This is a genomic window from Tessaracoccus sp. ZS01 (genome assembly GCF_022342445.1).
GTDB lineage: Bacteria > Actinomycetota > Actinomycetes > Propionibacteriales > Propionibacteriaceae > Arachnia.
On record NZ_PQFE01000021.1, the window covers coordinates 30,282 to 43,175 of the forward strand.

A 12,894-nucleotide genomic window follows, 5' to 3' on the forward strand; every position below is an offset into this window, starting at 1 on the left:
AGGGGCCGCGATGCAGCAGCATCGCGGCCCCTCTTCCGTTTCGGGAGTTCACTGTGCCCTTTCCTCAGAGGAGGGGGCGGACCGCCTCCATGATGGGCTCGAGGTCTGCCGGCGCGGCGTCCAGGCTGGTGACGTGGACGGTGCCGTGGTTGGCGCTGTCGAAGACGCAGGCCGACATACCGGACTGCACGCCGCAGTAGGCCTTGCCCGCCTCCAACTCCTTGACGTCCTCCATGATCGACGCGTAATCCGCCGCATTCTGGTGCGGGGCCGTGGCGTTGACCGTGACGCTCTCGAAGGTGTCCTCGGCCAAGGCGCCCCGGCTGTAGATGGCCTGGTCGAAGGAGAGTTCCGTGTCGAGGACGAACTCGCCGATCTCCACGGGGAGGAGCGCCTTGTCGATGGGGAGTTCCTCGAAGAGGTCGTCCGGGACGTCCTCGACGGAATCCGACGCGGTGGGCGACGCCGCGGGAGCGTCAGAGGTCTGTGGCGCGGGCTCCGAGGTGGCGACAGCCGGCGTGGACGCCGGGGTCTCGGTGGGGGTGACGCTCCCGGCGCCGGTGCAGGCCGCACCCAGCCCCACCATCACCAGCGCGCTCACCGTCAGCGCGAGGCGTCTGCCTGCATACGTCATTGCCTTCTCCTTCGTCGGACCGTCGGCAAGATTACCTATCGCGGGGCTCACGCGAGGAGGGCCACCGCGACGGCCGCGACCCCTTCGCCGCGACCCGTCAGCCCCAACCCGTCGGTGGTGGTGGCGGTCACGGTCACAGCGGCACCCAGCGCCTCCGTCAGCACGGCTTGGGACTCGGCGCGCCGAGCGGCGAAACGGGGCCGGTTGCCGATGATCTGTACGGAGACGTTGCCGATCTCGAACCCTGCTGCGCGCACCCTGCGTGCGGTCTCCGCCAGGAAGGCGACACCGCTGGCCCCGGCCCACTCCGGCTCGGACGTGCCGAAATTGGAGCCCATGTCGCCCAGCCCTGCGGCGCCGAACAGCGCATCACACGCGGCGTGCGCGGCGACGTCACCGTCGGAGTGCCCGGCCAGCCCGGCCGGCTCATCCGGGAAGTGGAGGCCGCCCACCCACAGCGGCACCCCCTCCTCGAGCCGATGCACATCAGTACCAATGCCGACGCGCATCAGTGGTCCTTCCGGTTCTGCAGAATGGCCGCGGCCACGATGAGGTCTGTGGGTTCGGTGATCTTGAGCGCGTCGCGGTGGCCCGCCACGAGGGAGACGTGCATGCCGGCGAACTCGCACACCGTCGCGTCGTCCGTCACTTCAACGCCCTCGGCGGCGACGGCGGCGTGCGCGTGACGCAGGGCGCCCAGGCGCGCACCCTGGGGAGTCTGGACGGCGCGGAGCCTGGCCCGGTTCACGACGACAGAGGTGTCCTCGTCCACGCGACGCACCGAATCGACGACGGGCACCACCGGGATGACCGCCTCGGCGCCGCCGGCCACGGCGTCTGCCACGGACCGCACAACAGCGGGCGGCACCAGCGCGCGGGCCGCATCGTGCACCAGGACGACGGCGTCAGCGGGCGCTTCCAGGGCGGCGAGGCCGTGGGCCACCGACTCCTGCCGCGAAGCGCCCCCCGGCACGCAGCGCACCGGGACGGGCACGCCGTCGAGCTGCTGGTCGAACTCCGCTTCGAAGCCGGCCGGGATGGTGACGACGACGGCGGTGACCCCACCGTCGATCAACGCATCCACGGCGCGGCGCGCGAGGGAGACACCCTCGAGTTCAACGAGGGCCTTCGGCACGGGCGCACCCAGCCGGGAACCACTACCGGCCGCCACCACAACGGCGACGACCGGTACTTGAGTGTTTGACACGAAGGTTGTCTGAATCAGGAAGCGAGCACTTCGTCGAGAAGCGTCTCGGCCTTCTCCTCATCACAATCTTCTGCGAGCGCGAGCTCAGCGAGCAGGATGGAGCGGGCCTTCGCCAGCATCCTCTTCTCGCCTGCGGAGAGCCCCTTGTCGCGGTCACGACGCCACAGGTCGCGGACGACCTCAGACACCTTGATCACGTTGCCGGAGTGCAGCTTCTCCATGTTCGCCTTGAAGCGACGCGACCAGTTGGCCGGTTCCTCGGTGTGTTCTGCGCGGAGCACATCGAACACCCGCTCAAGGCCTTCCTGATCGACCACGTCGCGCACGCCGACGAGATCGAGGTTGTCGGACGGGACACGAATCACGAGATCGTTTTGGCCGAGCACACGAAGAACGAGGAACAGTTTGTCCTCGCCCTTGATCGTCCGGTTTTCGATGTCCTCGATGACAGCCGTTCCATGGTTTGGGTAGACGACCGTCTCACCGATCGAAAAAGTCATATCTTGAAGACCACCTTTCCACAGGCAATTCTAGCAGGCTCCCTATACACCCGGGGCGCCTGCCCGTAACGGCGGGGGTCCGCGAACACGGCGAGAGTGTCGCACCTGGTGCGGAGAACTGGTTACTATGTGCTCACGCATGCCCCTGACCGGAGGACCCATGACCAAGCCCGTGCGCCGTTTCGCGGCCATCACCGTCGCCGCAGCACTCGCCTTTTCGATGAGCGCCTGCACCCGCGCTGGCTGGGTCCCGGATTCCCCGCCGGCCGCAGGCGTGCAGGCCGAGGACAACGGCTACAAGATCCGCAACATCGTCATCGTGGCGGACGACGCGGGTGAGGCGGTGCTGCTCGGCGGCATCCACTCCCGCGACGAGGCCGCGGAGGTGACCGGCATCACGGTGGCCGCCGAGGAGGGCTTCGAGCAGTACGGCGAGCCTGTCGACATCGGTTTCACCGCGTCGATCCCCCGTGGCAACTCCGTCTACCTCGATGGTTCGGAGACGTCCTTCTCCAACCCGGATCTGGAACTGGGTCGGTTGGCAGAGGTCACGGTCACCTTCGACGGCGGCACCAGCCTGAAGGTCCACACGCCGGTCATGAGCTCCGAGCACGAGGACTTCTCCGAGGCGTACTCCAACGCCGGCTGACCTCCCCTCGGACCGCGGTACTGCTGGATTTGATGCCGTACTTGGCATCAAAGTCAGCAGTGAGCGAGCGCCTCTGGGTGTGCGGTGCTGGACGGGGGTCCACTGGCGGCTACAAACCCAGCACCCGCGTCAGCCCTCGTACTTGTAGCCCAACCCGCGCACGGTGATCAGACGCCGCGGCTCGGACGGGTCCTTCTCGATCTTCGAACGCAACCGCTTGATGTGCACGTCGAGGGTCTTGGTGTCGCCGACGTAGTCGCTGCCCCAGATCCGGTCGATCAGCTGGCCGCGGGTCATCACCCGGCCCGCGTTGCGCACCAGCAGTTCGAGGAGCTCGAACTCACGCAACGCGAACCGCACGTCCTCGCCGTCGACGGTGACCTGGTGGCGCTCGACGTCGATGCGGACGCCCTCCACCTCCACCACCTCCGGCAGCAGCACCTGGTCCATGCCGCGGCGCAGCACCGCCCGGATACGGGCCACCAGCTCGCGGTGGCTGAACGGCTTGGTGACGTAGTCGTCGGCACCCAGTTCGAGGCCCACCACCTTGTCCACCTCGGAGTCGCGGGCCGTGACCATGACGATCCCGACGTTACCGCGGGCCCGCAGCTGACGGCAGACCTCGACGCCCGGGATGCCCGGCATCATGAGGTCGAGCAGCACGAGGTCGGCCCCGTTCTTGTCGTACTCAGCCAGTCCCTCCGCGCCATCGGCCGCAGTCGCGACATCGAAGCCTTCCTTGCTGAGCATGAAGCTGGTGGCGTCGCGGTACGAGTCCTCGTCCTCGATGATCAGGATGCGGGTCACAGCGCAAATTCCTCCTCCGCCAGGGCGGTGTCTAGTGGATCAGGCCCGAGATAGGCCGGAAGTCTCAAGGTGAAGGTGGATCCCTGCCCGAGCCTGGACCACACGCGGATGGATCCCCCGTGGGCCAGGGCGATATGGCGAACGATACTGAGGCCCAGCCCGGTGCCGCCAGCGTCCCGCGACCGGCCGTAGTCCACGCGGTAGAAGCGCTCGAAGATACGCTCCTGCTCCTCCGCGCTGATGCCGATGCCGTTGTCGGAGACCTTGATGTCGACGAACCGGTCCCCCTCCGCGGTGACCTGCAGGATGCTCAGCGTCACCCGGGCCTGCTCGTGGGAGTAGTTGATGGCGTTCTGCACCAGGTTGCTAACGGCGTCCGCCAGCTGCCACCTGTCACCGATGACGTAGGTGTGCGCCGTGCGCGCGACGATGAGGCTGACCCCGCGCTTCTCCGCGCGGGCACGGGAGCGGCTCACCGCCTCCGTGACCACCTCGTGCACGTCGACGATCTCGCGGCTGAGCATGGGGTCTTCCGACTGGAGGCGTGACAGGTCGATGATCTGATTGACCAACTGCGCCAGCCGCGACGACTCATGCTGCAGGCGACCGGCGAACCGCTGCACGGCGTCGGGGTCGTCGCTGGCCGCTTCCACGGCCTCCGCCAGCACGCTGAGCGCACCGATGGGGGTCTTCAGTTCGTGCGAGATGTTGGCCACGAAGTCGCGGCGCACGGCCTCGACGCGGCGCTGCGTCGACTCGTCGTCGGCGATCACGAGCACCAGGTCGTCGCCCATGGGCGCGACCCGGGCCGCCAGTTCGAGGGCCTCGGCGCCGGGGTGCATCTCCCGCCGGATGGGGCCGCGGTACAGGTTGCCGCTGGCGCGGACCTCCCGGATCTTCTCCAGCAGGGCGGCGAACCCCACGCGGCTCCCCCGCGCGAGGTTGAGCACGATGCCCGGCTCGTTGACATGCAGGATCTCGTCGTGGGGCCCCACCAGCATGGCGCCGGAGTGGAGCAGGTCCATCGAGATGCGCAGCTCCTCGCTGGCCTCGACGCGACCCTGGGCCTCCAGCAGCCGGCGACGCGCAAGGCCCCGCCGGATCAGCAGGACGAACGTCACCACCACGAGGGCCAGGAAGGCCCCAATGAGGCCTGCGACGGCGGGATGCATGTGCCACATCATATGGTGCCGAGCGCGGTTGGCTAAGTCATCAGACAACCCTGAACGCACCGGTCCGGGATGCGGAACCAATCCTTCACCTGCCGTTCATCGTTCATTCACCGAGATGACACGTCCAGCTAGGTAGACGTCCTAACCTCGGTCAGGAAAGGTGTCCAGCTAGACTCGGGGCAACCGTGACAAAGGAGTACCGCAGAATGCGTACCAGCTACCATGAGGAACTTGATTCCGTCCTGGACAGCCTCGTTCATATGGCAGATCTCGTCGAGGTCGCCATCATCGAGAGTTCCGAGGCGCTGCTCACGGCAGACCTGGGCCGCGCGGAAGCCGTCATCACCAATGACGCACAGCTGGACAAGATGCACGAGGAGCTCGAGTTCCAGTGCCTGAGCCTGCTCGCGCTCCAGGCGCCCGTCGCCGGCGAGCTTCGCACCATCGTGTCGGCCATCCGCGTCGTGTTCGAACTCGCCCGCATGGGGGATCTCGCCGCGCACATCGCCAAGATCGCCCGCCTGCGTTACCCGGCCCACGCCGTCCCGGAGCGCTTCGAGCCGAACTTCCGCGAGATGGCGAAGATCGCCGAAGAGGTCATCGACGTGGCCCGCCTGTCGCTGGCGGAGCGCGACGCCAAGGGCGCCAAGTCGCTGGCCACCATCGACTCCCGCATGGACGACCTGCGTCGCGACCACTTCACCGAGATCTTCAAGGAGGGCTCGGAGATCAGCGTCGAGGGTGCCGTGGACGTTGCATTGCTGGGCCGCTACTTCGAGCGCTTCTCGGACCACGCCGTCGCCGTGGGTCGCCGCGTGATCTACATCATCACCGGGGAGATCCCCGAGGGTGAAGAGTGGCCCAACGCCTGACCCGGCTGAGCAGGCCAGGGGTGTCGCCGCTAATGTTGGGCGCATGACTGCGAAGCTGATCCTGCTCCGTCACGGCGAGAGCGAATGGAACGCGAAGAACCTGTTCACCGGTTGGGTGGACGTCGACATCAATGAAAAGGGCATTGCGGAGGGCAAGAAGGCCGCCGAACTGCTCAAGCAGGAGGGGCTCCTCCCGGATATTCTGCACACCTCCCTGTTGCGCCGCGCCATCCACACCGCCTACCTGGCGCTGGATGGTTGCGACCGCCACTGGATCCCGGTCAAGCGCAACTGGCGCCTGAACGAGCGCCACTACGGCGCCCTGCAGGGCAAGGACAAGGCGCAGACGCTGCAGCAGTACGGCGAGGAGCAGTTCATGCTGTGGCGCCGCAGCTACGACACGCCTCCGCCGCCCATCGACGTCGACGACGAGTTCAGCCAGCACCACGACGCGCGCTACTCGGACATCCCGGAGGCTGACCGTCCCCGCACCGAGTGCCTCAAGGACGTCGTGGCCCGCCTGCTGCCCTACTGGGAAGCGCACATCGTGCCTGACCTGGCCGAGGGCAAGACGGTGCTGATCACCGCGCACGGCAACTCGCTGCGCGCGCTGGTCAAGCACCTCGACGGCATCTCCGACGAGGACATCGCCGGCCTGAACATCCCCACCGGTATCCCGCTCTACTACGAACTGGACGAGGACTTCAAGCCTGTCACCCCCGGGGGCCGCTACCTCGACCCCGAGGCCGCCAAGGCGTCCATCGAGGCCGTCAAGAACCAGGGCAAGAAGTAATCACCACTCCGCATTCCACTCGCAGGCCCCACGTGTTCGTGGGGCCTGCATTGCTCTGCCTGCTTCTGCTGAGCGGCTGCTTCCCCGGCCCGCCCATCGAGTCGCCGGAAGTGGAGACCGCGCAGGTGACGACGGCGGAGGTGACGACGCCCCCCGCGTCCCAGCCCGGCACCCCAGCGGTCACTGAGGAAGCGGAGGCCCCGGAGCCCGACACCATCAGCGCCAGCCCGACGGACGGGCCTGCGGCGGCCGCCGTCGTCGGGGACCTCGTGCCGGTGGCGGGCGTCATCGACGGCGACACTATCGACGTGCTGATCGACGGCGAGCGGACCCGCATCCGCGTCATCGGGATCGACACCCCGGAACGCGGCGACTGCGGCTACCAGGAGGCGGCCAGCGCCATGCAGTCGCTGGTGCAGTCGCGCGATGTGCGCATCGAATTCGATCCCACCCAGGGCGACACCGACCGCTACGACCGGTTGCTGCGGCACGTCTTCACCGCCGAGGGCGCCAATGTCGCCGAAGAGATCATCGCCCGCGGCCTGGGCCGCGAGTACACCTATGCCGACCCGTACGCCTACGTCGCCGACCACCTGGCCGCTCAGGCCGGCGCCCAAGAACAGGGCCTCGGGGTGTGGGGTGAGACCTGCGACGCAGGGCGACCCCCCGTCGACACCCCCGTCGCGCCGGGGCAGCCGCCCGTGGGCGTCTCCTCGCAGGACTGCCTGATCAAGGGCAACATCAACCGCGAGGGCGAACACATCTACCACCAGCCGGGGCAACAGCACTACGACGAGACGAAGATCGACGAGTCCTACGGCGAGCGCTGGTTCTGCACCCCCGAAGACGCTGAGGCCGCCGGTTGGCGCGCCGCGAAACGCTGACCCCCTCGTCGTACCTCCCCCGCCACTGGGAATACAGTGACAGGCATGAAGACTGCCCTCGTCACCGGTGCCAGCTCGGGCATCGGAGCCGCCACCGCCCGCCAACTCGCCGCCGCGGGCTACCGCGTCATCTGCGCCGCACGCCGTGAAGACCGCATCGTCGCGCTGGCCCAGGAGATCGGCGGTGCCGCCGTGGTGTGCGACATCACCTCCGACGACGACGTGACCCGCCTCGCTGCGGCCGTTGGCGACCGGCTCGACGTGCTGGTCAACAACGCGGGCGGCGCCCTGGGACTGGAACCCGTCGCCGAAGCCGACCTGGACAGGTGGGCGACGATGATCGCGACCAACACCATCGGCACCGCCCGCGTCACCAAGGCCCTGCTGCCTGCGCTGGTGGCCGCCGAAGGCGTGATCGTGTTCGTGACGTCCCTGGCTGCAGACGCCGGCTACGAGGGAGGCGCGGGCTACTGCGCCGCGAAGGCCGGCGAGCGCGCCGTCGTCGAGTCGCTGCGGCTGGAACTGTTTGACCAGCCCGTGCGAATCACCGAGATCGCCCCCGGCATGGTGCAGACCGAGGAGTTCGCGCTCACCCGCTTCGACGGCGACCGTGAGCGGGCGGATAAGGTGTACGCCGGCGTCGAGGAGCCGTTGACGGCCGACGATGTGGCGGACGTGATCGTGTTCATGGCCACCAGGCCGTCGCACGTGAACATTGACCGCCTGGCGATCCGCCCGCGGGCCCAGGCCGCGTCGCACAAGGTGCACCGCACCGCCTGAGCGGTTCGTTCAAGTTTCAGGCCCAGTGCTGGATTTGGCGCCGTACTTGGCCTCAAAGCCAGCATTGAACACGGCCGCCCGATTTCAGTGCTGGATGTGGCGCCGTCCTCGGGCACAAACCCAGCAGTGGAGCGAAGCTCAAGCCGCCGGACGACGCTGGGAACCACCCACCTGACGCGTTGGCTGCCTTCGCCCACGGTCGGCACCAGCGGCCGAGACCCGACGCGCTGACGCGCTGACGCGAAGAACCCCCGGGCTTCCAAGCACGTTTGCTTGGAGCCCGGGGGTTCCGTTTCAGCTACTCGGCTGACCGCCTGAGCCGGACGGGGAAGCCCGGCCCAGGTCAGGATCAGGCTCGCTTCTCGGGTCCTCCGAACATCACGATGTTGTTGAAGACCCACTCGTTGCTCTGCGAGAAGGCGTAGCCACCCGCAGGCTTCGCCGTGGCCGCGTACACCGTCGTCCAGGTGTAGGAGCGGCACGCGCCCCGACCGGTGGCGGCGGTGTCGCATTCGGTCTTCCACCGCCGACCGGCCGACGTGAACACGCCGTTCGTGGTGGAGCCCAGGTCACCGAGCGGGTTGCCCTTCCAGGCCTGCCGGGTCATGTAGGGCAGGTAGGTCAGGTTGTTGAACGCCCACCCCGACTCGCGGACGAACGTGCCGTTCTCTACCTTGACCACGGTCGCCCAGATCTCGGTGCGGCACCGCTCCGTCTGCGAGTAGGACTCACATTCCGTGAACCACTGACGACCATTGAACTCATGCTTGCCCGGCAGGGTGTAGGGCACCGTCGGGACGTACTTGTCCGAGGCCGGCGTGACCGTCGGCTTCACCGACGGCTTCACCGAGGGCTTCACCGACGGGGTCACCGATGGGCTGGCCGACGGCGATGCGGACGGCTGCACCGAAGGCGACGGCGACGGGCTCGGCGACGGCGACGGGCTCGGCGACGGCGACGGGCTCGGCGACTGCGTCACCTCTCCGCACGTGAACTTCGCGTCGCCCCAGATGCCGTGGGCGGCGCCGATGCCGGTGACGCCCTTGATGCCCAGTTCGATGAAGTCCACACCCGTCACGTCCACGTCCACGACGTCGGGCTCGGTGAGCGCCTCCACGAAGCTGCGGGAGCTGAACACCTCCTCGCCGTCCGAATTGACGGTGAACACAACGGGACCGTAGTAGCCCTCCTCATGGCCGACCTCGGCGGTGAAGCGCGTGCACTCCCCGCCCAGGTAGTAGAGGATCGAGCCGTCGGCGTGCACGCCGAGGCCCTTCTCGTAGACCACGCTCGCACCCTCCGAATCGAGGTAGGCACTCGTCAGGGGGCCGGACGTGGTCTGGCCGGGATCCAGGTTGACCATGTCGCGGCCGATCGTCCCGTAGCCGTTGGTGGCGGTGACCCATTCCCAATCGGAGGCGAACACCGTCTCGGTCGGCGCGTCAGGCAGGGCCGTGGACACCAACTCCCAGGCGAACATCTTCAACGTCGACGCCGGCGGAAGCGTCACAGACTGGACCGTCTTCGCCGGGTTGACCGGCACGAAGTTCTGGTAGATCTGATAGCTGTAGTCGCCGTATTCGTAAGCGCCGCCGGCGTTGTTGCGGCCCTTGGTCACGATGCCCACCGTGGAGCCGAGCGTCCCGTGGCTCGATTGGTACAGCCAGTTCGGGAACCCGGCGCTGCCGGTGGAGCTGCTGCCGTCGGTGTAGTTGATCCGGAACTCGCCGGTCACTCCCTGGCCGGTGGCCGCCGACGCCAGGATGGCGAGGTGCGTGCCGCGGCCGTTCAGGGTGATGGTCTGACCACCCATGACAACCGAGTTGGGCTCGTCGGGCACGGGTGCCCAGTCGTAGGTCACGGGGATGTCCCCCGTCGACACGGTCACCTCCGAGCCGGGCGTGATGCCCAGGCCGACGAGCTGTTCCGCGGAGAACGACGCGCCCCCGCCGTCGAAGTTGCCCTCGGCGGCGTTGGCCAGTGTGGTGATCGACACGTGGTTGAAGGCGTCCGCCAGGGAGGCGTAGGTCACCTCGGTCTCCCCCGATGCGACGGCGGAGTTCTGGTTGCCCGCCGAGTCACGGTACGTGGCCGTGGCCGTCAACTCCGTGCCTCCCGGAGCGGCACCCTCACCGGCGCGCACCACGAACGTCTGCGACGCTGACGCGCCGCCGGCAACCGTGCCGGGGGCGGTGCCCGCCGACACCTGGGTCCAGCCGTCGGGCAGATTCAGCGACACGGCGACGTCGGTCTTGGCCACCGTCGCGGTGTTGGTGAAGGTGGCGGTGACGGTCGTGTCCGCGCCGCGGGCCGTGACGGCCGGCAGGTCGAACGCGAGCTGCGCCATCGTGGCGTCCGGGGCGTCGCCGCCCACGGCGGAGGCCCCCTTCAGGACGACGGTGGTGCTGGCGGTGGCCGCCAGCGTGCCCGCCTTCACGGTGACGGCGCCTGCGGCGGCGTCATAGAACCAGCCGGTGGTGGCCGTCTCGAGCACCGCTGCAGAGGCTGCCTCCGCGACGACGGACCCGCCCACGGTGACCGAATCCGGCCGGCCCGCGGTGTGGGCCACCACGCGGTAGGGCCGCGACTCGGCCTTCCCGAGGTAGCTGCCTTCGCGCTTGCCGATGGTCACCGTCACGTCGCCGGCCCCGGATTCGGGGGCGGTGACCGCGAGGGTCTGCAGGCTGCGCTGGCCGTCCTGGTAGCCGCGGGTGACCTTGTCGTCCTCGTAGAGCGTGTAGCTCGACGACCCGCTGGGGTAGACCTGCACCGTGAGCTCGGAGTTCTCCGGCGTCAGGTTCGAGTTGCGCGCCGCGATGCCGTGCGGCACGAGCGCGCCGGCCCGCACGAAGACGGGCAGCGTGTCCAGGGGTGCGGGGTGGTTGTTGAGCACCTGGCCCCCCGGGTAGAGGCGCCCGGTCCAGTAGTCGACCCAGGTCTCCCCGGCCGGCAGATAGATCCCGCTGCGCGAGCGCGCGGCCGTGTAGACGGGGGCCACGAGGTAGTCAGTGCCCAGCATGAACTGGTTGTTGGCCTCGGCCGAGTAGGCGCCGAGGTCGTCCGGGAATTCGATGGCCATGTGCCGCATCACCGGAGTGCCGGTGGCGTGCGCCTCCTGGGACAGCGAGTAGATGTAGGGCATCAGCCGCTGGCGCAGTTGGAGGTAGGAGCGGTTGATCTCGGTGGCCTCGTCGCCGTACAGCCACGGCCGCTTGTCCGTGGCGGCCCAGCCCGACATCGAGTACAGCGCGGGCGCGAACGCCTTCCACTGGAGGTCACGCACGTAGCTCTCGGGGGAGCCGCCGAAGATGCCGTCGACGTCGCCGGTGGCGAACGGCTGGCCGGAGTTGCCGGAGCCGGTGAGGGCGGAGACCTGCCAGCGCACCGCGTCGAGGTTGCCGGAATGGTCACCCGCCCAGGTCATGCCGCAGCGCTGGGCGCCTGCCCAGCCCTCCACCATGAGCGCGGTGCCGCGTGCGTCGGAGTTGTCCTCGATCCCGCTGTGGGCGGACTCGCAGGCGGTGAGTGCCATGCGGTATCCGGAGCCGACCCAGGCGACGTCGAGCTTGCGCAGGCGCACGCCCGCCTCGCCCACTTCGTAGGGCTGGTTAGTCAACGAACGCTGCGTCCACAGGCCGGTCTTGAGGCCGGTCTGGTCCTCGATGGCCTGGACGGTCTCAGGAAGCTGGACGTACTCGCAGCCGTAGCCGTCGTTGACGAGCATCCACCCGCCGGGCATGTCGTTCTCGACGAAGCCCTTGGCGATCTCGAGCGCGTCAGGAGTGGTCAACTTCCCGGGCGTCTTCTCACCGTTGTAGGTGGTGCTGCTGCGGTTGTAGCAGTCGGCGTCGCCGTACTCGAGCGCGTAGACGGGCGGTAGGTGGGGGCGGCCGGTCAGCTGGGTGTAGCTGTCCAGCGCCTGCCTGTAGTCACCGGCGAAGTAGTAGGCGTCGAAGCGCTGCTCCTCGTGGGCGGTGGTGCCGTTGGCGAAGTCATAGGTGCCGCGCGCAAACGTGTTGCGCAGGACGCCGTAGCCGGCGGAGCTGAGGTAGAACGGCACCGCGTTGGGGTAGCCGTTGTCGTCCCAGTCGAAGTTGCGGGCCACGTTGATGACGGAACCGGTGTGGATGGAGCGGCCGTTCTGCATGCCGCCGCCGAGGAACTGCTCGTCCGGGTCCACCTGGAGGCGCTGCGCCGTGGTGCCCGCACGGAACTCCAAGGGCGAGGTCTCCCGCCAGAGGACGCTGCCGTCGGCGCGCTTGGCGGTCATGACGCCGGTGGCCTTCTCGATCTCGACGCTGACACCGCCCGCGGCCTTGACCACGACGGTGGCGCCGTCGGTCACGGACGCGGTGGCCCCAGCGAACTCGGAGAGCCCGACGATGATGTTGGCGCTCTGCGTGGCGTCGCCCTGGGGCGTGTTGGCAGGATCCGTAAATTCGGTGCGGGTGGCCTCGAGGCGGAAGGTGTCGCCGTCGAGGAACGTGATGCGCACCTTGCCGCGCTGCGCGGTGAGGGTGGCCTGGTTGCCTGAGGAGGTGACGGCGGTGATGCTGCCGAGCGTGGTGGGGGTGCCCGTCAGCGGGACCTCGGGGG

The 12,894-nt window shown here is 68.3% G+C and carries 12 protein-coding genes; 5 read left to right on the top strand and 7 right to left on the bottom strand.

The features are described 5' to 3' along the window. Window positions 1-64: 64 nt before the first annotated feature. From C3E87_RS13490 to C3E87_RS13505, 4 genes are read right to left on the bottom strand one after another with little or no spacing between them, the layout of a single operon-like run. Window positions 65-634 carry a hypothetical protein gene (locus C3E87_RS13490; protein WP_076063814.1) on the bottom strand — a complete coding sequence of 190 codons (570 nt, stop codon included), beginning with the start codon at window positions 632-634 and terminating at the stop codon, window positions 65-67. Between the two features lie 47 nt (window positions 635-681). Beyond that, window positions 682-1,143 (bottom strand): 2-C-methyl-D-erythritol 2,4-cyclodiphosphate synthase, encoded by a 462-nt coding sequence (ispF, locus tag C3E87_RS13495; RefSeq protein ID WP_076063816.1) that lies wholly within the window; start codon window positions 1,141-1,143, stop codon window positions 682-684. Then, the gene (ispD, locus tag C3E87_RS13500) at window positions 1,143-1,841 is read right to left on the bottom strand and encodes a 2-C-methyl-D-erythritol 4-phosphate cytidylyltransferase (RefSeq protein WP_076063818.1); all 699 of its coding nucleotides are present in this window, start codon (window positions 1,839-1,841) and stop codon (window positions 1,143-1,145) included. The genes ispF and ispD overlap by 1 nt, the downstream gene beginning before the upstream one ends. 14 nt (window positions 1,842-1,855) lie before the next feature. Then, window positions 1,856-2,341 (bottom strand): CarD family transcriptional regulator, encoded by a 486-nt coding sequence (locus C3E87_RS13505; RefSeq protein ID WP_076063820.1) that lies wholly within the window; start codon window positions 2,339-2,341, stop codon window positions 1,856-1,858. A gap of 160 nt (window positions 2,342-2,501) precedes the next feature. Here C3E87_RS13505 and C3E87_RS13510 point away from each other — a divergent pair, with 160 nt between their 5' ends. Then, window positions 2,502-2,990, top strand: a complete 489-nt coding sequence (locus tag C3E87_RS13510) for a hypothetical protein (protein ID WP_076063823.1) — start codon at window positions 2,502-2,504, stop codon at window positions 2,988-2,990. Between the two features lie 129 nt (window positions 2,991-3,119). Here C3E87_RS13510 and C3E87_RS13515 read toward each other — a convergent pair whose 3' ends face one another. Both C3E87_RS13515 and C3E87_RS13520 read right to left on the bottom strand, forming a co-directional pair. Continuing rightward, window positions 3,120-3,797: a response regulator transcription factor gene (locus tag C3E87_RS13515; protein ID WP_076063824.1), complete on the bottom strand. Its 678-nt coding sequence runs from the start codon at window positions 3,795-3,797 to the stop codon at window positions 3,120-3,122. Continuing rightward, entirely contained in the window at window positions 3,794-4,969 is a 1,176-nt protein-coding gene (locus C3E87_RS13520) for a cell wall metabolism sensor histidine kinase WalK (RefSeq protein WP_143571054.1), read from the bottom strand. The genes C3E87_RS13515 and C3E87_RS13520 overlap by 4 nt, the downstream gene beginning before the upstream one ends. A gap of 206 nt (window positions 4,970-5,175) precedes the next feature. Here C3E87_RS13520 and phoU point away from each other — a divergent pair, with 206 nt between their 5' ends. From phoU to C3E87_RS13540, 4 genes are read left to right on the top strand one after another with little or no spacing between them, the layout of a single operon-like run. Beyond that, window positions 5,176-5,841: a phosphate signaling complex protein PhoU gene (phoU, locus tag C3E87_RS13525; protein ID WP_076063825.1), complete on the top strand. Its 666-nt coding sequence runs from the start codon at window positions 5,176-5,178 to the stop codon at window positions 5,839-5,841. Window positions 5,842-5,884: 43 nt separating this feature from the next. Next, a complete protein-coding gene (locus tag C3E87_RS13530; RefSeq protein WP_076063827.1) occupies window positions 5,885-6,634 on the top strand; it encodes a phosphoglyceromutase in 750 nt (249 codons plus the stop codon). Window positions 6,635-6,684: 50 nt separating this feature from the next. Further along, window positions 6,685-7,518: a thermonuclease family protein gene (locus tag C3E87_RS13535; protein WP_198928323.1), complete on the top strand. Its 834-nt coding sequence runs from the start codon at window positions 6,685-6,687 to the stop codon at window positions 7,516-7,518. A gap of 45 nt (window positions 7,519-7,563) precedes the next feature. Then, on the top strand, window positions 7,564-8,298 hold the full coding sequence (locus C3E87_RS13540) for an SDR family NAD(P)-dependent oxidoreductase (protein WP_076063829.1): 735 nt from the start codon (window positions 7,564-7,566) through the stop codon (window positions 8,296-8,298). Window positions 8,299-8,647: 349 nt separating this feature from the next. Here C3E87_RS13540 and C3E87_RS13545 read toward each other — a convergent pair. Continuing rightward, window positions 8,648-12,894, bottom strand: a 4,247-nt coding sequence (locus C3E87_RS13545) for an NPCBM/NEW2 domain-containing protein (RefSeq protein WP_076063832.1), incomplete at its 5' end; no start/stop codon positions are given.